Source organism: Klebsiella sp. A-Nf5 (assembly GCF_002810545.1).
Classification (GTDB): Bacteria; Pseudomonadota; Gammaproteobacteria; order Enterobacterales; family Enterobacteriaceae; genus Klebsiella; species Klebsiella variicola.
In genome coordinates, this window is the sequence record NZ_PIOG01000281.1 from 1 (window position 1) to 18659 (window position 18659).

The following is an 18659-nucleotide window of genomic DNA, read 5'->3' on the forward strand; positions in this document are numbered from 1 at the left end:
CACCGAGCAGCTACTGACGGAGCCATTGGAGCATCGCGGCGAGGTCGTCCTGGTTGGCGCCGGTCCCGGTGACGCCGGGCTGCTCACGCTCAAAGGCCTGCAGCAGATCCAGCAGGCCGACGTGGTGGTTTATGACCGGCTGGTTTCCGACGACATCATGAATCTGGTGCGTCGCGACGCTGACCGGGTATTCGTCGGCAAACGTTCTGGCTACCACTGCGTCCCGCAGGAGGAGATCAACCAGATCCTGCTGCGTGAAGCGCAAAAAGGAAAACGCGTGGTCCGGCTGAAAGGCGGCGATCCCTTTATCTTTGGCCGCGGAGGGGAAGAGCTGGAAACCCTTTGTGAGGCGGGCATCCCCTTCTCCGTTGTTCCAGGCATCACCGCCGCCTCCGGCTGCTCCGCCTACTCGGGGATCCCATTAACACACCGCGATTTCGCCCAGGGCGTCCGCCTGGTCACCGGCCACCTGAAAACCGGCGGCGAGCTGGACTGGGCGAACCTGGCGGTGGAGAAACAAACCCTGGTGTTCTACATGGGTCTGAACCAGGCGCCGGCGATCCGCGAGAAGCTTATCGCTCACGGCATGGCGGAAGATATGCCCGCCGCCATCGTCGAGAACGGCACCGCCGTATCGCAAAAAGTGGTCAGCGGCACCTTAGGGCAACTGGATATCCTGGCGCAGCAGATGGCCAGCCCGGCGCTGATCATCGTCGGTCGCGTGGTTGGCCTGCGGGATAAACTGAACTGGTTCTCGAACCACTAACCTTCGCCTCCCCACGTGGACGACAGACATAAAAAAGGCGGGATAATATCCCGCCTTTTTAGCTGTTGCGTCGCTTACGGCCTGGCGACAAAACCAATCGCTTCGTATACCGCTTTCAGGGTCTGAGAAGCGCGCGCGCTGGCTTTCTCTGCGCCGTCTTTCATTACCTGGTTGAGAAACGCTTCGTCGTTACGGAAACGGTGATAGCGCTCCTGCAGCTCAGTCAGCATGCCCGACACCGCTTCAGCGACTTCGCCTTTCAGGTGGCCATACATTTTGCCTTCAAAATGCTGCTCCAGCTCAGGAATGGTTTTCCCGGTGACCGCGGAGAGGATATCCAGCAGGTTGGAGACACCCGCTTTTTCTTTCAGGTCGTAGCGTACCACCGGCGGCTCGTCGGAGTCGGTCACCGCGCGTTTGATCTTCTTGACCACCGATTTCGGATCTTCCAGCAGGCCGATGACGTTGTTGCGGTTGTCGTCGGACTTGGACATCTTCCTGGTCGGCTCCAGTAGCGACATCACGCGTGCACCGGACTTCGGAATAAACGGCTCAGGCACTTTAAAGACATCGCCATAGATGGCGTTAAAACGCTGGGCGATATCGCGGCTCAGTTCCAGGTGCTGTTTCTGATCTTCCCCTACCGGAACCTGGTTGGTCTGATACAGCAGAATGTCAGCGGCCATCAGTACCGGGTAATCAAACAGACCGGCATTGATGTTCTCCGCGTAGCGCGCGGACTTATCTTTAAACTGGGTCATGCGGCTCAGTTCGCCGAAATAGGTGTAGCAGTTCAGCGCCCAGCCTAACTGAGCGTGTTCCGGCACGTGCGACTGAACGAAGATGGTGCTTTTCTGCGGATCGATACCGCAGGCCAGATACAGCGCCAGGGTATCCAGCGTCGCCTTGCGCAGCTGCTGCGGATCCTGACGCACGGTAATGGCGTGCTGGTCCACGATGCAATAGATGCAGTGGTAATCGTCCTGCATGTTTACCCACTGACGCAGCGCACCCATGTAGTTGCCAATGGTCAGTTCACCTGAGGGCTGTGCGCCACTAAAAACGATGGGCTTAGTCATGTTTCAATTCCTGAGTTTCACTGTGCGGTAACCCGAGAGCGGGTAAGAGTTCATTAAACTGGTCGAAGAGATAGTCCGGCTCGCTCAGCGCAAGCGGTTCGCCATAGTTATAACCGTAGGTCAGGCCGACAGAGCAGCAGCCTGCCGCTTTGGCCGCCTGAATATCATTGCGCGAATCGCCGACGAACAGCAGCTCGGCAGGAGCCAGAGAGAGCTTTTCCGCCACCAGCAGCAGCGGTTCCGGATGCGGCTTTTTGTTCTGCACGTCATCGCCGCCAATCACCACGGTAAAATATTTCGCGATATCGAGCGCGTCCAGCAGCGGGGCGACAAACGGCGTCGGCTTATTGGTGACCAGCGCCAGCGGCAGGCCTTTGGCATGCAGCGCGCCGAGCGTATCGGCCACCGCCGGGAACAGGAAGCTACCCTCTTCCGCCGTTTCGGCGTAATAGCGGTCAAACAGCTTACGCAAAATGCGCAGCTGTTCGTCTTGCGGAATATCATGATCGTCGACGGAAGGCTTACCCATCGCCGCCCGTAATGTCGCACGCTCCTGACGAGCCCAGGTCAGCGCCCGCTCCATCAGGACATCGGCGCCGTTGCCGATCCAGGTGACAACGCGTTCTTCTCCCGCCACAGGCAGCTCCAGGGCGTAGAGGGCGTTATCAACCGCCGAGGTTAGACCCGGCGCGCTGTCCACCAGCGTGCCGTCGAGATCAAACGCGATGCCGCGGATCGCCTGTAATTTATCCATGACTCACCTTCGCTAATTCACTACGCATTTGATCAATCACTTTCTTGTAGTCCGGCTGACCGAAGATCGCCGAACCGGCAACAAACATATCCGCACCCGCCGCGGCGATTTCGCCAATGTTGCTGGCTTTCACGCCGCCATCCACTTCCAGGCGAATATCGTAGCCAGAAGCATCGATGCGCTGGCGTACTTCACGCAGTTTATCCAGCGTCTGGGGAATAAAAGACTGGCCGCCAAAACCCGGGTTAACCGACATCAGCAGGATCACGTCCAGCTTATCCATCACATAATCGAGATAACTCAGCGGCGTTGCCGGGTTAAACACCAGGCCCGCTTTACAGCCGTGCTCTTTAATCAGCTGCAGGCTACGATCGACGTGTTCGGAGGCTTCAGGATGGAAGGTGATGATGCTGGCGCCGGCTTCAGCAAAATCAGGAATGATGCGGTCAACCGGCTTCACCATCAGGTGGACGTCGATCGGCGCGGTAATACCGTAGTTACGCAGCGACTTCAGCACCATCGGGCCAATCGTCAGATTCGGCACGTAGTGGTTGTCCATGACGTCGAAGTGCACGACATCCGCACCTGCCGCCAGCGCCTTCGCGGTATCCTCACCCAGACGGGCAAAATCAGCTGACAGAATCGAAGGGGCAATCAAATACTGCTTCATCCGCATCTCCTTGAAATTTATTTGGTCTTAGGCGGACGGTAGAGCGCTAATAGCTCATCCACCTTTTTACGCGTACCACCGTTGCTGCTGATGCTGCGCCGAACCTTCACAATATGTGTTTCTGCCGCGTTTTTATACCATTCCTGCGTCAACGGTGTGCGGTGGTTGGAAATCAACACCGGGATCCGCTTTTTCATCAGCGATTCCGCCTTTTGCGCCAGCAGTACCTGTTGTTCCAGATTGAAGCTGTTGGTGTGGTAGGCGGTAAAGTTCGCCGTCGCCGTCAGCGGCGCATAGGGTGGATCGCAATAAACCACCGCGCGGCTATCGGCACGTTGCATGCACTCTTCATAAGATTCGCAGTAAAACTCGGCGTTTTGCGCTTTCTCGGCGAAATGATAGAGCTCTGCCTCGGGGAAATAGGGCTTTTTATAGCGGCCAAACGGCACATTAAACTCGCCGCGCAGATTGTAGCGACACAGGCCGTTGTAGCCGTGGCGATTCAGATACAGGAACAGCACCGCGCGACGCAGCGGATCCTGGCTTTGGTTGAATTCATCACGATACTGGTAGTAGCGCTCAGCGATGTTGTTTTCCGGGACAAACATCTCACGCGCAGCGGCGACGTATTCGTCGGTACGCAATTTAACGATGTTGTACAGGCCAATTAAGTCACTGTTGATATCCGCGAGGATATAACGAGAAAAGTCGGTATTGAGAAATACCGACCCGGCGCCCACAAAGGGCTCGATTAAGCACTCGCCTTCCGGCAAATGCTTTTTAATATCGTCAAGCAGGGGGTACTTCCCCCCTGCCCACTTCAGAAAAGCGCGATTCTTTTTCATGCTGCCTAACTAATTACACATTCTCCGGCTGTGGAGAAAGCTCCGACAGCATCCTGCGCTTAAGACTACCCCACGGCATTATTTCAGGTCAGCCTGAACCTGATGCAGTGGTTTTGCCCATGGATTTTTCGCCTGCACGTCCGCCGGCAGTGAGGTGACAGCGCGTTTCGCTTCTTCTTTCGAAGCATAGATACCGCTCACCAGCACGTACCACGGTTGGCCGTTACGCGACGTTTCATAGACAACATATCGATCCAGCTTCTCTTTCTTCGCCCAGTTGTTCAGGTTGTCGTAGTTAGAGGAGCTGCTGAGCTGCAGGGTATAGTTACCCGACGGCGCAGATTTCATTGAACTCACGTCACCTGCTGTTTTACCGCTCTTCGCGGCTGGCGCGGCAGTGGTGGTGGTTGCTGTTGCTGCCGGTTTGCTCTGCGCTGTTGCCACCGGTTTGCTTTCGGTTACGGTGGTTTTCGCCGGGGCGGTAGTCGCCGCGCTTTCAACATGCTTCGGCTGAACCGGCTTCGTTTCTACCGGCGCTTTTGCCACGGCCTGAGGCTTCGTCTGTGGCTTCGCTTCGATAACGGTGTGCTTACGCTCAGCCGGACGCGGCGTTGCAGCCGTCTGACGCTCGGTCGCCTGGCGCGGAGCCGCAGTGCCATTGGCACCATTACGGATCGGCGCGACGGTTGCCGGTTCAGTTGGCAGCGTCGAGTTAGCCACAGCGCCGTCCAGCTGGCCCTGCTGCTGGGTCAGCGCATTGTTCAGATCGCCCTGAACTTCAACACGCTGCTGGCCCTGCGGTTCTGCCGCGGCCTGGCCCTGCGTCGGGTTCGCGGCAATAGGCGGAACCGTTACGTCCTGCTGTGGGGCGGTATTGGCGGCGGCGGTCTGATCCTGACCGGCAGCAGGCGTAGGCGTGCTGGTGGACTGGTCGTCAGACAGATTAATGCTCTTCTCGCCGGAAGCGGTCTGCTGGCTGGACGAGGATGGCGATTTCAGCGCAGAACCGATACCCACGATTAACAACAGCAGCACCAGAATCCCCACGCCCATCATGATGTACTGACGGGAAGCAGGTTTGGCCGGCGCTTTTTTACGCTTGCGCGGACGACGCTCTACAGGCTGCTCTTCGAGCAGTTCCTCGTCTTCCGCATCCAGTTCTTCTTCGAACTCTTCCTCTTCACGCTCGCGACGGGCCTTACCGGCGCGCGTCGGACGGCCTTCATCGGCATCAAGATCGACGTCGTCAAAATTGATCTGCGGATCGGCATCACGCTCGGAAGACTGACGGGAACGACCAGCACGACGATCGTTGCGATCGGCTTTCATATCGTCTTCTGGTTTGAAATCATCCATTTAACACCCCACTAAAAGGCTTATGCTCACGATTATTGCACATCACCCGAAATGATAACGCCGCGCGAACGCGGCCAGACCTTCTTATTGTTGCGCCTGCTGAGTATCAGCAATCGCGCCAAGAACCACATCGTGCGGCACTCCGCCGCGCAGCTCGCTGCTTCCTATTGCGAGCGGGAGCACCAGCCGCATGTCGCCCGCCAGTACTTTTTTATCGCGCATCATATGGGGCAAATACGCCTGCGCACTCATCTCCTGCGGGCCGCGTACCGGTAAGCCTGCACGCTTGAGCAGAGCGATAATGCGCTGAGTATCCTGCGTGCGGAACTGCCCCAGCCGTTCGGACGTATGCGCCGCCATCACCATACCTGCCGCCACCGCTTCGCCGTGCAGCCAGTTACCGTAGCCCATTTCCGCCTCGATAGCATGGCCGAAGGTATGTCCAAGATTGAGTAAAGCACGTAACCCAGTTTCACGCTCGTCGGCAGCGACAACTTCCGCTTTCAGCTCACAGCAACGGCGAATACAGTACGCCATCGCTTTTTCATCCAGCGCCAGCAGCGCATCAATGTTGTTTTCCAGCCAGCTGAAGAATTCGCCGTCGAGGATCACCCCGTACTTGATAACTTCAGCCAGTCCGGAAGCGAGCTCGCGCGTCGGCAGGGTCTTCAGACAGTTAAGATCAACCACCACGGAAACCGGCTGCCAGAAGGCGCCAATCATGTTTTTGCCGAGAGGATGGTTCACTGCGGTTTTGCCGCCGACCGACGAATCGACCTGCGATAACAGAGTGGTGGGGACCTGGATAAAACGCACGCCGCGCTGATAGCTTGCCGCGGCGAAACCGGTTAAATCACCAATTACGCCGCCGCCAAGCGCCACCAGTGTGGTGTCGCGACCATGCGGTTTTTGCAACAGAGCGGTAAAAACGGTATCCATCACCGCCAGGCTTTTATACTGCTCGCCATCGGGCAGGATCACGCTGTCAACGTTGACCCCTGCCTGCTCCAGCACAGAGCGGACGGTATCCAGATAAAGCGGCGCCAGCGTTTCGTTGGTGACCAGCATAGCCTGGTCGCCCGACTTGAGTGGCAGGAAGGAAGCTGGATCGTTAAACAAACCAGCCGCGATGGTAATCGGGTAACTACGTTCCCCGAGGGTAACAGTAAGCCTCTCCATAACGCGACGTCCACCTCAGTGACTTTTACTCTGACGCACTTTTATTAAGCCAGAATCAATTGCTTTCCAGCATATGAATAATCTGGTTCGCGACGACTTTCGCACTCTGATCGTCTGTGCGGATAGTCACATCGGCGATCTCTTCATACAGCGGGTTACGCTCGTCAGCCAGCGCTTCCAGCACTTCACGAGGCGGCGCATCGACTTGTAGCAAAGGACGCTTTTTATCGCGCTGCGTACGGGCCAACTGCTTCTCGATTGTCGTTTCCAGGTAGACCACCACGCCGCGGGCGGAGAGACGGTTACGCGTTTCACGGGATTTTACAGAGCCGCCGCCAGTCGCCAGCACAATCCCCTGTTTTTCCGTCAACTCATTGATAATTTTTTCTTCACGGTCGCGGAAGCCGTCTTCGCCTTCAACATCGAAGACCCAGCCCACATCAGCGCCAGTGCGTTTCTCAATTTCTTGATCGGAATCGTAAAATTCCATGTTGAGCTGTTGGGCTAACTGGCGCCCAATAGTGCTTTTGCCGGCACCCATAGGCCCAACCAGAAAGATATTGCGTTTCTCTGCCATTTTTTCGGTACTACTAAGACTATTCGTTAATGATAAACCCGCTTCGCAGACACCCAGCGCCGCAGGGCATGAACTGAAACCTCATATGCAATAGAGCGAGAGTCAGACTAAAAATTATCTCAATACTCCGGCTGGTTTGGCAACTGAATAAAATCGCCGGACAATAAAGGGAGGATTGATGTCGTACCCGACTCTCAAATCGGTACCCCTTGTATGCTAAATCCGTCCTCACGTCAAACACCTGAAACGTGTTTAGCATGAAAAACCTGCTTAACGTACTGCCAGAATCCGTGGCGTAATAAAGACAACCAGTTCACGGCGTTCATTATCTTTCCCGTCGCGCCGAAACAGACGCCCCAGCACCGGGATATCGCCAAGCAGCGGGACGCTGTCGCGGGCGGTTTTGTTTTTCTGCGAAAAGATGCCGCCCAACGCTAAGGTCTCGCCGCTGCGAACTTCCACCAGAGTCTCTATCTCCTGTTTATCGATGGCCAGCGCCTCGCCATTATCCTGCTTCAGCACCTGGCCCGGAGTATTTTCGCTGATCCGCAGCTTCAGCCGCACTCTCCCCTGCTGCAGCACCGTCGGCGTCACCTCCATCCCCAGCACGGCTTCTTTAAACTCCACCGACGTGGCGCCGCTTTCACCGCTGGAAACCTGATAGGGGATCTCGCTCCCCTGCTTGATGCTGGCGGGCTGCATATGCGAGGCCAGCAAACGAGGGCTGGCGATAATATCGACCTGCTGCTTGCGCTCCAGCGCGGAAAGCTCGAGTTCAAGCAAGCGACCGTTGATCTTGCCGATGTTAAAACCCGCGCGGGTGCTGGCATCGTTCACCGACAAATCGCTGCTCAGGGTGGTCATTTTACCGGAGCCCGGCGTGCCGCCGACCTCCGCCAGCCGCCACTTCACCCCCAGCTCGCGAAGGCTGGTTTCGCTCATCGACACGATATGGGCAGCCAGCTCAACCTGCCCGACGGGCAAATCCATCTCCTGCGCCCAGGCTTTCAACGCCGGCAGGTGCCGGGCATCATCGCGGATCAGCAACCGGTTGGTCCGCTTGTCCGCCATCAGGTGCCCCCTGGCGCTGAGCAACTTACCGCCCGTTTTAGCCAGCTCCTCGGCATCGGCATAGTGCAGGGTCACGTTCTCGGCCTGCAGGGGCAGGTTCTGCAGGCGTTTCTCCTGTTCGGCTTCACGCTGCGCCTGATTTGCCTTTTGCCAGGCCTGGGTATGCGCGTAGATGACCGTCCCCTGCTGTTGCAAAGAGAGGCCTGCGCTATCCGCCACCGCCCGCAACGCCTGGGTCCAGGGAACCTTTTGCAGACGCAGGGAGAGCGTACCGCTAACGTCCGGCGCCACAACAAGGTTCTTGTGGTTCATTTCGGCCAGCGCTTGCAGCACATGGGCCACCGGCGCGTCATCGACCACCAGCGAAATTGTCTTTTCATTTCGGGCGGCGCCCGCCGCCAGCGGCAGCAGCAGAAGCAGCAGGCTTATCCATCGCATCATATTGTTTCCCTTCACGTTGCCAGCGCCACGCTGACGGTTCACACCCAGGAGGCGTAGCGATCACCAGCTCACCGGCCGTCAGCCGGCTCACCCGCCAGCCCGTGGGCAATTGATCATCCATGCGCACCCGTCGCCACTTGCCGCTCCCGTCCTGCAGAAACCCCATCCAGCCAGCGTCATCCCCGGCCGCGCCGCCATAGCGCCATTGCGATAGCTGCGCTGTGCGGCAGGGATCCTCAACCGGCTGGAAAGGGTCACGCTCTGCTGCCAGCAGCGACAGCGGCAACCACAGTAATGCCCAGCATTTACACCCCATCTTCCGCCTCCAGTTGCAAACGCAGGCGGAGTGCCTGCGCCTCATGCTCCAGTGAGAACGATCGCGGGGTCATTCCACAGCGCGCCAACCAGGAAAAAAGCGCGGGCAGCGTCTGCCAGGGTAGGGTCAGCTCCATCTCGCCCCCGCTCCCCTGGGGTCGCCAGGCGATAAGCTTCACCCCGGCAAGCGGAATGGCTATCGGCGAAAACGGCTGTTTGTCGATGCCCTCCACTGGGATTTCACCGGCGGGTATGCGTAATGCCATCACCCGACGCCATTGCATCTGCAGGACGGTGTCGCGGGACACTGCCGCCAGCGGCGGTCCGGCAGCGCGCCAGAGCGTAACGCCGAAGCCCAGCAGCCCCATCATGAGCAGGATCAGCAGCACCGTCTGGCTGCGCCGGGTGCTAATCCGCATCGGCGCGCTCTCCTGTGAGGGTAAAGCTGAACTGCCAGCGCCCCTCGGCGTCGCGCTGCGTTCCGCCCGCTTTTGCCGGCGCGAATCCCGCCACGTTAGTCAGAACGCGCTCCAGTCCGGCCAGCGCCCGCAGATTCAGGGCCAGGCCGTTCACGGTCAGAACTGCGCCCTGGTAATCCAGCCGCGTCAGCCACGCCTGCGCGGGCAGATCTGCCGCCAGCGCCAGCAGCCTGGGTTGCCAGGCGGCGATCGCCGCTCTACGCCGTTGCTGCTGACGATGACGCTGGTGCTGCTGCCACGCCTCGCGCATTGGAAGCTCGCGCTGTTTAAGCGAGGCGAGCAGCTGCGCGTCGGCCGTCGCGTGGAGTGTCGTCAGGGTGAGATGCTGCAGACGGACCGTGCGCCATACCTGCAGGATCATCAACCCCAGCAGCATAATGCCGGTAGCAATCAGCAGGAGGAAGCGCAGGCGCTGGCGCCGCCGCAGGTCACGCCAGGGGAGAAGATTAACGGCATGCGTCATGGTGTTCACTCCCCAGCGCCAGCCCAAGGGCGATAGCGTAGCGATCGCCATCGGCCGGCAGAGGAGGCTGCCGGCGGTGAATGACCTGCCAGACATCTAAGCTGTTGGCTTCGTCGCCAGCGTCAGCGCACAGACGCAAAGGAATCTGAAGTTGCTCCGCCAGCTGGCTTAACGACTTCACCTCATCGCAGGTGACACAACCCCAGGCCTCCTGCGTTGCCCATAGCCAGTGATTTTCATCCCGCCACGCGAGGCCCTGCGACTGCGCGTTCAGCCAGGGGACAAACGCGCCGAGCGCGCTGGCATCCGGCACGATGGCCGCTACTCGCAGTCGCAGCCGTCCTGCCAGCTCCCGCAGGACATTGATGTCCAGCCGCTGCGCCGCCGTGACCTGCCAGCCGTCATCCCGCGAAGTGGGGGCATAATCAATGCTTAAGGAGGCGGCGGGCATCGCCAGCTGCTGGGTCATCGCGCTGGCTATCCACGTCGCCTGTTCACGATCCCGCAGGGCGAACTGGGGATACGGCAGGCGCTTTTGCAGCGTGCGAACGGCAGGGAAAGCGATACTGACCTGATGCTGCACCGGTAGCTCCCGCCGCCAGGCGGCAAGCCGTGCGCCAAGGGCGCTGACGTCCACCACCATCCCCTGCCGTACCAGGCCTGACGGCAGCGGAATACGCCACCAGCGGCGCAGCGCCCAGTGTGAGCGTTCATACAGTAGTGCGACAATAGCAATGCTATCCTGTTGGATATGCATCCCGATCCGCCAGTTTCTGAAAGCCATGCTTACGATCTCCTTATCCGGCAAAACTGTCCGGCTATATCAATGCACCTGGCTTGCCTTTATACTACCGCGCGTTTGTTTATAAACTGCCCAAATAAAACTAAATGGGAAAACACCGGTGAAGTTCGTAAAGTATCTATTGATCCTTGCAGTCTGTTGCGTACTGCTGGGAGCAGGCTCGATTTTTGGCCTCTACAAATACATAGAGCCGCAACTCCCTGATGTCGCAACCCTGAAGGATGTGCGTTTGCAGATCCCGATGCAGGTCTATAGCGCCGACGGTGAGCTTATCGCGCAATATGGCGAAAAACGCCGTATCCCTGTGACGTTGCAGCAAATTCCCCCCGAGCTGGTAAAAGCGTTTATCGCTACCGAAGACAGCCGTTTCTATGAGCATCACGGCGTCGATCCGGTGGGTATTTTCCGCGCTGCCAGCGTGGCGATGTTTTCGGGCCACGCCTCCCAGGGCGCCAGCACCATCACCCAGCAGTTAGCACGTAACTTCTTCCTCAGCCCCGAGAAGACGTTGATGCGTAAGATTAAAGAGGCCTTTCTGGCCATCCGCATCGAGCAGTTGCTGAACAAAGATGAAATCCTTGAGCTGTATCTGAACAAGATCTACCTCGGCTACCGCGCCTATGGCGTCGGCGCCGCGGCGCAGGTCTATTTTGGCAAGCCTATCGACCAGCTGACCCTGAGTGAGATGGCGGTGATTGCCGGCCTGCCGAAAGCCCCTTCCACCTTTAACCCGCTCTACTCGATGGATCGCGCGACAGCCCGCCGCAACGTGGTGCTGTCACGTATGTTAAGCGAGGGGTATATCACCCAGGCACAATACGATCAGGCACGCAGCGAAGCGATCGACGCCAGCTATCATGCCCCGAAAATCGCCTTTTCCGCCCCTTACCTGAGCGAAATGGTGCGCCAGGAGATGGTGAATCGCTACGGCGAACAAGCCTATGAAGATGGCTACCGGGTTTACACCACCATTACCCGCAAGAACCAGCAGGCAGCCCAGCAGGCGGTACGCAATAACGTGCTGGATTACGATATGCGTCACGGCTACCGCGGCCCGGCCAGCGTGCTGTGGAAAGTCGGTGAAACGCCGTGGGAGACGAAGAAGATCGTCGACTCGCTGAAGCGCCAGCCTGGCTTCGGCCCGCTTTCGCCCGCAGTGGTCACTGCCGCGAATGCCCAGGAGGCCGTCGCGCTATTGGCTAACGGCGACTCGGTTTCTCTGACGATGGATGGCGTACGCTGGGCCCGTCGCTTTATCTCTGACACGCAGCAGGGAGCGACGCCGCGTAAGGTCAACGACGTCCTGCAGGCCGGGCAGCAGATCTGGGTTCGTAAAGTGGGTGACAGCTGGTGGCTATCGCAGGTCCCGGACGTCAACTCAGCGCTGGTCTCCATTAATCCGCAAAACGGCGCGATTATTGCTCTCGTCGGCGGGTTTGACTTTAACCAGAGCAAGTTCAACCGTGCCACTCAGGCACTGCGTCAGGTCGGCTCCAACATTAAGCCGTTCCTCTATACCGCCGCGATGGATAAAGGCTTAACGCTGGCAAGCATGCTTAACGATGTGCCGATCTCGCGCTGGGATGCGGGCGCAGGCTCCGACTGGCGACCGAAGAACTCGCCGCCGCAGTATGCCGGTCCGATTCGTTTACGCCAGGGGCTTGGACAGTCGAAAAACGTGGTGATGGTGCGCGCTATGCGTGCCATGGGCGTCGACTATGCCGCCGAGTATCTGCAGCGCTTTGGCTTCCCGGCGCAAAACATTGTCCATACCGAGTCGCTGGCCCTGGGTTCTGCCTCCTTTACCCCTATGCAGGTTGCCCGCGGATATTCGGTGATGGCCAATGGCGGCTTCCTGGTCAATCCGTTCTTTATCAGTAAGATTGAGAATGATCAGGGCGGCGTTCTCTTCGAAGAGCGTCCGAAGATCGCCTGCCCGCAGTGCGACTTACCGGTGATTTACGGCGATACGCCAAAATCCAACGTGCTGGAAAACAAAGATGTGGAAGATGTTGCCACCTCGACGGAACCGCAGAATGACAACGTGCCGCCGCAGCCGCAGCTGGAGCAGGCCAACCAGTCGCTGATCGCACAGAGCGGCGCCCAGGAATACGCGCCGCATGTGATTAATACGCCCCTGTCGTTCCTGATCAAAAGCGCGCTGAACAGCAACATCTTTGGCGAGCCGGGCTGGATGGGAACCGGCTGGCGCGCCGGACGCGATCTGCAGCGGCATGACATCGGCGGGAAAACCGGGACCACCAACAGCTCGAAGGATGCCTGGTTCTCAGGCTACGGGCCGGGTGTGGTGACCTCGGTATGGATCGGCTTTGACGATCATCGTCGCGATCTTGGCCGCACCACCGCCTCAGGGGCGATTAAAGATCAGATCTCCGGCTATGAGGGCGGTGCTAAAAGTGCCCAGCCGGCTTGGGACAGCTTTATGAAAAGCGTGCTGGAGGGGGTGCCGGAAGAACCATTAACCCCGCCGCCAGGTATCGTCACGGTGAATATTGACCGCAGCACCGGTCAGCTGGCGAACGGAGGCAACAGTCGTGCGGAATACTTCATTGAAGGAACCCAACCCACGCAGCAGGCGGTCCATGAGGTGGGCACCACCCTGACTGACGGCGGTGGTGAAACCCACGAACTGTTCTGACAAAAAAAGCGCCTGCGGGCGCTTTTTTATTGCTGCTAACGGCGCGCTTTCTCTCAGAGTCGGCCCTGAGCCAGCAGCCATTCGCGCACTAAAAACAGCGCGCTGACGTTACGAGCCTCGTTAAAATCTTCTTCATCCAGCAGCGACATCAGCTGCGCCAGCGGCCAGCGCACCTGCGGCAGCGGTTCGGGCTCATCGCCCGGCAGCGACTCAGGATAAAGGTCTTCCGCCACCAGGATATTCATTTTGCTGGAGAAGTAGGAGGGGGCCATACTGAGCTTCTTCAGAAACGTCAGCTTATTGGCGCCAAAGCCAACCTCTTCTTTCAACTCGCGGTTGGCTGCTTCATCCACCGTTTCACCCGGGTCAATCAGCCCTTTGGAGAAACCCAGCTCGTAGGATTCCGTGCCGACGGCATACTCGCGAATCAAAATAATGTGATCATCAACAATCGGAACAATCATCACCGCTTCACGGGTAGACGGCCGCATACGTTCATAAACGCGACGCACACCGTTGCTGAATTCCAGATCGACGCTTTCGACATTAAAGAGGCGCGAACGGGCGACGGTTTCAACATTGAGAATGGTGGGTTTTTGTAATGATTTGCTCATTGTCATCGGTCTATGCTGTGATTAAGCAGTCATTGTGCGATACGCAACACGCTTTCGGCAATCCAAATCGCTACTTATTTACAGAGTTGTAACCTTTTACCGGCAAAGGGGAAAGTAATAAAGATAAAAAAGTCAATAGCTTGAATTCTGTTTGAGAATTTACCGATTTCTGCGCATTAACGTTTTTGGTAAGCTTATACGCTGCTGCATGACATATTCACTACCCTGTAACCAGGTGCGCCGCTAACACTGCAGCTTGACGTTAGTATTGACGTTCACCGACGATATCGTAAGAAAAAAATAACTATGATGGGATGGGCATGGGCACCTTTCTGATTTTCCTTATAGCTCTGCTAATCTGCGTATTGCTCATCGGATGGTGGTATCGCTCTCACGCCAGACGTCGACGCCTTCCTCTACTGCACGCCTTTAGCGACGCGACCACGCGGCCGCTTCCTGCCGATGAGCGTCAGGCTATCGAAAAGTATCTTGCGGAGCTCAGCCGCGCCCTGCAGGTCCCGGCGTCCGGCGCAACGACGGCGCCCATTGTTCTGGCGCTGAACGAACAGAGTGATACTGTCTACGCCGTGACGCGAGCCATTACTCGCTACGGGATCACCACCGACGCGCCGAACAAATGGCGCTACTTCCTCGATTCGGTGGAAGTCCATCTGCCGCCATTCTGGGAACAGCATATTAACGACGAAAACAGCGTCGAGCTGATCCCCACCGACAGCCTGCCGCTGGTCATCACGCTCAACGGTCATTCCCTGAGCGACTATCGCCAGGAAGCGCAAAGCTACGCCCTGGAACGCGCATCGGCCACCCAGGCCTCCATTCGCGGCGAAGAAAGTGAGCAGGTTGAGCTGCGGCAGATCCGTCGGGAAAGCCCGGAAGAACACGCGCTGAACCGGCCGGATGGACTACGCGAAGCGATCCTGATCGTCGCCTCCTTCCTGTTCTTTTATTTCAGCCTGATTGGGCCAGCCGTCTTTACCCCCTGGCTGGTGGCCGCGGGTGTATTGCTTCTCGCCGCCGGCATCTGGGGGATCTATGCCCCACCGCGCCGCGCCGCGCTGCGCGAAATTCACTGCCTGCGGGGCGTCCCCAAGCGCTGGGGACTGTTTGGCGAAAACGATCAAGAGCATATCAATAACATCTCACTGGGCATTATCGATCTCATCTATCCGCGCCACTGGCAGCCGTGGATCGCGCAGGACCTGGGGCAGCAGACCGATATTGATATCTATCTCAACCGCCACGTGGCCCGCCAGGGACGCTACCTGTCGCTCCATGATGAAGTGAAAAACTTCCCGCTCCAGTACTGGCTGCGCAGCGCGATTATCGCCGCCGGCGCGCTGGTGGTGGTGGTCATGCTGTGGGCCAGCGTACCGCTGAATATGCCGTTTAAGTTCACCCTGTCGTGGTTGAAGGGCGCCCAGACGATTGAAGCGACTACCGTCGACCAGCTGGCGAAAGCCCATGTGCGCATTGGTGATACGCTGCGTCTGACAGGCACCGGGATGTGTAATATCCGCACGCCGGGTAGCTGGTCGGCCAAAGAGGATTCGCCGTTCCTGCCTTTCGATTGTTCACAGATTGTATGGAACGATGCCCCTCCTCTGCCGCTGCCGGAGTCTGATATTGTCAGCAAAGCGACCGCCCTGATGCAGTCCGTCCAGCGGCAGTTGCATCCGGAAACCGACGATGACTCCCGCGTCAGCCCGGCGTTGCGTTCCGCTATACAGAAATCAGGCATGGTGCTGCTGGATGATTTCGGCGATATCGTCCTGAAAACTAACGATCTCTGCTCGGCAAAGGATGACTGCCTGCGCCTGAAGAATGCGCTGGTCAACCTCGGAAATACCCGTAACTGGGAGGCGCTGACCAAGCGCGCCACCGCCGGGAAACTGGATGGCGTGAACGTGCTGCTGCGCCCGGTCAGCGCGGAGTCGCTGGAGAATCTGGTGACCACCTCCACCGCCCCCTTTGTGATGCGTGAAACCTCGCGAGCCGCGCAGGCGCTAAACAGCCCGGCGCCCGGCGGTTTCTTAATCGCCAGCGATGAGGGCAACGTGCTGGTCAATCAGCCGTGGCCGGCGGTGAGCCTGTATGATTATCCGGCACACGAGCAGTGGAGCGAGCTGCGGCGGCTGGCCGGTATGCTCATGCATACCCCTTTCCACGCCGAAGGGATCGTCACCAACCTGTTCACCGACGCCAACAGCACCCAGCATATCAACCTGCATCGCATCCCTGATCGCAGCGGGCTGTGGCGCTATCTGGGCATTACGCTGCTGCTGTTGTCGATGCTGGGATGCATGGCTTACCACGGCGTACAGGCGCTGCGTCGTTATCAACGCCATCGCCAGCGTATGGAAGAGATTCAGAAATATTACGAAAGCTGCCTGAACCCGGTGCTGCTCCCCGCGTCTGACCCGCAAGATTAATTTCCCCGGCGACGGGGTATGATACCCTGTCGCCCATTTTCTGCTCGCTGGAGAGTCATCATGCATTTTGATATCGCCTGGCAGGAGGTTGATACCGTTCTGCTGGATATGGACGGCACGCTCCTGGACCTCGCTTTCGACAACTATTTCTGGCAAACGCTGGTGCCTGAAACCTGGGGAGCCGCCCGCGGCCTCAATCTGCAGGAGGCGAAAGACGCCATGCGCCAGGAGTATCACGCCGTGCAGCATACGCTAAACTGGTATTGTCTGGATTACTGGAGCGAGCGCCTGGGTTTGGATATTTGTGCGATGACCAGTGAACAGGGTCCGCGCGCCACGCTGCGCGAGGATACGGTGCCGTTCCTTGATGCGCTCAAGGCCTGCGGTAAGCGACGCATTCTGTTGACCAATGCCCATCCCCACAATCTGGCGGTGAAGCTCAAACATACCGGCCTGGATGCGCACCTTGATTTATTACTTTCCACCCACACATTTGGTTATCCGAAAGAGGATCAGCGCCTGTGGCGCGCCGTAGCGGAGGAGACCGGTCTTGAGGCGCGTAAAACGCTGTTTGTCGACGACAGCGAGGCGATTCTGGATGCCGCGAGGGAATTTGGCATTCGTTACTGCCTGGGCATTACTAATCCCGACTCCGGGCTGGCGGAAAAGCAGTATCTGCGCCATCCGGGGCTGAATGATTACCGGCGACTGATCCCTTCGCTTACCCCGAAGGAGAGGCGATGAAAGAGAAGCCCAGCGAAACCGTCAGACTGGACAAATGGCTTTGGGCCGCTCGCTTTTACAAAACCCGCGCGCTGGCGCGGGAGATGATTGAAGGCGGCAAGGTGCATTACAACGGACAACGCAGCAAGCCCGGGAAAATTGTCGAACTGGACGCCATGCTGACGCTGCGACAGGGCAACGACGAGCGTACGGTACGAATCGTCGGTATCACCGAGCAGCGCCGCCCGGCAAGTGAAGCTGTCGCCCTGTATGAAGAGACGGCGGAAAGTATCGAAAAGCGTGAAAAAGTGGCCCTGGCGCGCAAAATGAACGCCCTGACCATGCCGCACCCTGACAGACGTCCGGACAAGAAAGAACGCCGCGACCTGATGAGATTTAAACACGGCGAGAGTGAGTAACTCGCGCCAGAAAGAGAGATGATTATGACTCAACACGATCAATTACATCGTTATCTGTTTGAAAACTATGCCGTACGCGGCGAGCTGGTGACGGTGTCGGAAACCCTGGAACAGATTCTGGCGAATCACACCTATCCGCAGCCGGTGAAAACGGTGCTGGCGGAACTGCTGGTCGCCACCAGCCTGCTGACTGCAACGCTGAAGTTTGCTGGCGACATTACCGTTCAGCTGCAGGGCGATGGTCCTTTACAGCTGGCGGTGATCAACGGCAATAACCAGCAGCAGCTGCGCGGCGTCGCGCGCGTGCAGGGTGATATTGCGGACGATGCAGATCTGAAAACGATGGTTGGCAACGGCTATCTGGTCATTACCATCTCCCCGAAAGAGGGTGAGCGTTATCAGGGTGTGGTCGGTCTCGAAGGCGATACGCTGGCCGCCTGCCTGGAAGATTACTTCCAGCGTTCAGAGCAGCTGCCGACACGCCTAATCATTCGCACCGGGGAACATGAAGGCCAGCCGATGGCCGGCGGGATGCTGCTGCAGGTGATGCCGGCGCAGGATGCCCAGACTGCCGACTTCGAACACCTGGCGACGCTCACCGAGACCATCAAGGCGGAAGAGCTGTTCACCCTGCCGGCGAACGATGTGCTGTGGCGTCTGTACCATGAGGAAGAGGTCACGGTCTACGAGCCTCAGAGCGTCGAATTCAAGTGCACCTGCTCTCGTGAACGCTGCGCTGGCGCGCTGAAGACTCTGCCGGATGAAGAGATAGATAGCATCCTCGCTGATGAGGGCGAGATTGATATGCACTGCGACTACTGCGGTAGCCACTATATCTTCAATGCCATGGATATTGCCGAGATCCGTAATAACGCCTCTCCGGCCGACCCGCAGGTCCATTAATCCCCGCGTCTTCCACAGGCACAGGGCGGCGATGTTGTTCATCGCGCTGTGCCTGACTTCCATTTATTCACGAGTTGAATCGATTTTCGCTGAA

The 18659-nt window shown here is 58.1% G+C and carries 19 protein-coding genes; 6 read left to right on the forward strand and 13 right to left on the reverse strand.

The genetic code is table 11. The features are described from left to right. Positions 1–766: uroporphyrinogen-III C-methyltransferase (cobA, locus tag CWM53_RS29080; protein ID WP_100750907.1), on the forward strand; the 766-nt coding region annotated here is incomplete at its 5' end. A 74-nt stretch (positions 767–840) separates the two neighbouring features. Here cobA and trpS read toward each other — a convergent pair. The 12 genes from trpS to CWM53_RS29145 all read right to left on the reverse strand — a co-directional run bounded on the left by trpS (position 841) and on the right by CWM53_RS29145 (position 10779). Further along, the gene (gene trpS / locus CWM53_RS29085) at positions 841–1845 is read right to left on the reverse strand and encodes a tryptophan--tRNA ligase (protein WP_008807022.1); all 1005 of its coding nucleotides are present in this window, start codon (positions 1843–1845) and stop codon (positions 841–843) included. Beyond that, positions 1838–2599: a phosphoglycolate phosphatase gene (gene gph, locus CWM53_RS29090; protein WP_012540418.1), complete on the reverse strand. Its 762-nt coding sequence runs from the start codon at positions 2597–2599 to the stop codon at positions 1838–1840. The genes trpS and gph overlap by 8 nt, the downstream gene beginning before the upstream one ends. Beyond that, positions 2592–3269, reverse strand: a complete 678-nt coding sequence (gene rpe / locus CWM53_RS29095; RefSeq protein WP_004202179.1) for a ribulose-phosphate 3-epimerase — start codon at positions 3267–3269, stop codon at positions 2592–2594. Before rpe ends, gph begins: the two co-directional genes overlap by 8 nt. Before the next feature lie 17 nt (positions 3270–3286). Further along, the gene (gene dam, locus CWM53_RS29100) at positions 3287–4114 is read right to left on the reverse strand and encodes an adenine-specific DNA-methyltransferase (protein ID WP_074387066.1); all 828 of its coding nucleotides are present in this window, start codon (positions 4112–4114) and stop codon (positions 3287–3289) included. Positions 4115–4192: 78 nt separating this feature from the next. After that, on the reverse strand, positions 4193–5470 hold the full coding sequence (damX, locus tag CWM53_RS29105; RefSeq protein ID WP_100676289.1) for a cell division protein DamX: 1278 nt from the start codon (positions 5468–5470) through the stop codon (positions 4193–4195). A gap of 84 nt (positions 5471–5554) precedes the next feature. Next, positions 5555–6649, reverse strand: a complete 1095-nt coding sequence (gene aroB / locus CWM53_RS29110) for a 3-dehydroquinate synthase (protein WP_061153111.1) — start codon at positions 6647–6649, stop codon at positions 5555–5557. A gap of 55 nt (positions 6650–6704) precedes the next feature. Further along, the gene (aroK, locus tag CWM53_RS29115; RefSeq protein ID WP_004106441.1) at positions 6705–7226 is read right to left on the reverse strand and encodes a shikimate kinase AroK; all 522 of its coding nucleotides are present in this window, start codon (positions 7224–7226) and stop codon (positions 6705–6707) included. 270 nt (positions 7227–7496) lie between these two features. Beyond that, positions 7497–8738, reverse strand: coding sequence for a DNA uptake porin HofQ (gene hofQ, locus CWM53_RS29125; RefSeq protein WP_074387064.1), 1242 nt, complete (start codon positions 8736–8738; stop codon positions 7497–7499). Further along, positions 8674–9054 carry a HofP DNA utilization family protein gene (locus CWM53_RS29130; protein WP_074387063.1) on the reverse strand — a complete coding sequence of 127 codons (381 nt, stop codon included), beginning with the start codon at positions 9052–9054 and terminating at the stop codon, positions 8674–8676. Before CWM53_RS29130 ends, hofQ begins: the two co-directional genes overlap by 65 nt. Beyond that, positions 9044–9472, reverse strand: a complete 429-nt coding sequence (locus CWM53_RS29135) for a pilus assembly protein PilO (RefSeq protein WP_074387062.1) — start codon at positions 9470–9472, stop codon at positions 9044–9046. The genes CWM53_RS29130 and CWM53_RS29135 overlap by 11 nt, the downstream gene beginning before the upstream one ends. Continuing rightward, complete coding sequence (locus CWM53_RS29140) at positions 9462–9995, reverse strand: PilN domain-containing protein (protein ID WP_061153109.1); 534 nt, start codon at positions 9993–9995, stop codon at positions 9462–9464. Before CWM53_RS29140 ends, CWM53_RS29135 begins: the two co-directional genes overlap by 11 nt. Then, positions 9979–10779: a pilus assembly protein gene (locus tag CWM53_RS29145; RefSeq protein WP_074387061.1), complete on the reverse strand. Its 801-nt coding sequence runs from the start codon at positions 10777–10779 to the stop codon at positions 9979–9981. Before CWM53_RS29145 ends, CWM53_RS29140 begins: the two co-directional genes overlap by 17 nt. 118 nt (positions 10780–10897) lie before the next feature. Here CWM53_RS29145 and mrcA point away from each other — a divergent pair, with 118 nt between their 5' ends. Beyond that, entirely contained in the window at positions 10898–13456 is a 2559-nt protein-coding gene (gene mrcA, locus CWM53_RS29150) for a peptidoglycan glycosyltransferase/peptidoglycan DD-transpeptidase MrcA (RefSeq protein WP_074387060.1), read from the forward strand. 53 nt (positions 13457–13509) lie between these two features. Here the strand turns inward: mrcA and nudE are convergent, their stop codons facing one another. Next, positions 13510–14070, reverse strand: coding sequence for an ADP compounds hydrolase NudE (gene nudE, locus CWM53_RS29155; protein WP_012967138.1), 561 nt, complete (start codon positions 14068–14070; stop codon positions 13510–13512). A 320-nt stretch (positions 14071–14390) separates the two neighbouring features. Here nudE and CWM53_RS29160 point away from each other — a divergent pair, with 320 nt between their 5' ends. Genes CWM53_RS29160 through hslO form a run of 4 tightly spaced genes read left to right on the forward strand, consistent with a single transcriptional unit; the run spans position 14391 to position 18565 of the window. Next, complete coding sequence (locus CWM53_RS29160; protein WP_100631037.1) at positions 14391–16520, forward strand: intracellular growth attenuator family protein; 2130 nt, start codon at positions 14391–14393, stop codon at positions 16518–16520. Between the two features lie 60 nt (positions 16521–16580). Further along, a complete protein-coding gene (gene yrfG, locus CWM53_RS29165) occupies positions 16581–17264 on the forward strand; it encodes a GMP/IMP nucleotidase (protein WP_074387058.1) in 684 nt (227 codons plus the stop codon). Next, complete coding sequence (gene hslR / locus CWM53_RS29170; RefSeq protein ID WP_008807008.1) at positions 17261–17662, forward strand: ribosome-associated heat shock protein Hsp15; 402 nt, start codon at positions 17261–17263, stop codon at positions 17660–17662. The genes yrfG and hslR overlap by 4 nt, the downstream gene beginning before the upstream one ends. 18 nt (positions 17663–17680) lie before the next feature. Continuing rightward, the gene (hslO, locus tag CWM53_RS29175) at positions 17681–18565 is read left to right on the forward strand and encodes an Hsp33 family molecular chaperone HslO (protein ID WP_162676854.1); all 885 of its coding nucleotides are present in this window, start codon (positions 17681–17683) and stop codon (positions 18563–18565) included. The last annotated feature ends 94 nt before the right edge of the window (positions 18566–18659 follow it).

Bases quoted from the DNA above. Each gene is read 5' to 3' on its own strand.
- trpS (WP_008807022.1), bottom strand. From the start codon at position 1,845: ATGACTAAGCCCATCGTTTTTAGTGGCGCACAGCCCTCAGGTGAACTG.
- gph (WP_012540418.1), bottom strand. From the start codon at position 2,599: ATGGATAAATTACAGGCGATCCGCGGCATCGCGTTTGATCTCGACGGC.
- rpe (WP_004202179.1), bottom strand. From the start codon at position 3,269: ATGAAGCAGTATTTGATTGCCCCTTCGATTCTGTCAGCTGATTTTGCC.
- dam (WP_074387066.1), bottom strand. From the start codon at position 4,114: ATGAAAAAGAATCGCGCTTTTCTGAAGTGGGCAGGGGGGAAGTACCCC.
- damX (WP_100676289.1), bottom strand. From the start codon at position 5,470: ATGGATGATTTCAAACCAGAAGACGATATGAAAGCCGATCGCAACGAT.
- aroB (WP_061153111.1), bottom strand. From the start codon at position 6,649: ATGGAGAGGCTTACTGTTACCCTCGGGGAACGTAGTTACCCGATTACC.
- aroK (WP_004106441.1), bottom strand. From the start codon at position 7,226: ATGGCAGAGAAACGCAATATCTTTCTGGTTGGGCCTATGGGTGCCGGC.
- hofQ (WP_074387064.1), bottom strand. From the start codon at position 8,738: ATGATGCGATGGATAAGCCTGCTGCTTCTGCTGCTGCCGCTGGCGGCG.
- CWM53_RS29130 (WP_074387063.1), bottom strand. From the start codon at position 9,054: ATGGGGTGTAAATGCTGGGCATTACTGTGGTTGCCGCTGTCGCTGCTG.
- CWM53_RS29135 (WP_074387062.1), bottom strand. From the start codon at position 9,472: ATGCGGATTAGCACCCGGCGCAGCCAGACGGTGCTGCTGATCCTGCTC.
- CWM53_RS29140 (WP_061153109.1), bottom strand. From the start codon at position 9,995: ATGACGCATGCCGTTAATCTTCTCCCCTGGCGTGACCTGCGGCGGCGC.
- CWM53_RS29145 (WP_074387061.1), bottom strand. From the start codon at position 10,779: ATGGCTTTCAGAAACTGGCGGATCGGGATGCATATCCAACAGGATAGC.
- nudE (WP_012967138.1), bottom strand. From the start codon at position 14,070: ATGAGCAAATCATTACAAAAACCCACCATTCTCAATGTTGAAACCGTC.
- CWM53_RS29160 (WP_100631037.1), top strand. From the start codon at position 14,391: ATGGGCACCTTTCTGATTTTCCTTATAGCTCTGCTAATCTGCGTATTG.
- yrfG (WP_074387058.1), top strand. From the start codon at position 16,581: ATGCATTTTGATATCGCCTGGCAGGAGGTTGATACCGTTCTGCTGGAT.
- hslR (WP_008807008.1), top strand. From the start codon at position 17,261: ATGAAAGAGAAGCCCAGCGAAACCGTCAGACTGGACAAATGGCTTTGG.
- hslO (WP_162676854.1), top strand. From the start codon at position 17,681: ATGATTATGACTCAACACGATCAATTACATCGTTATCTGTTTGAAAAC.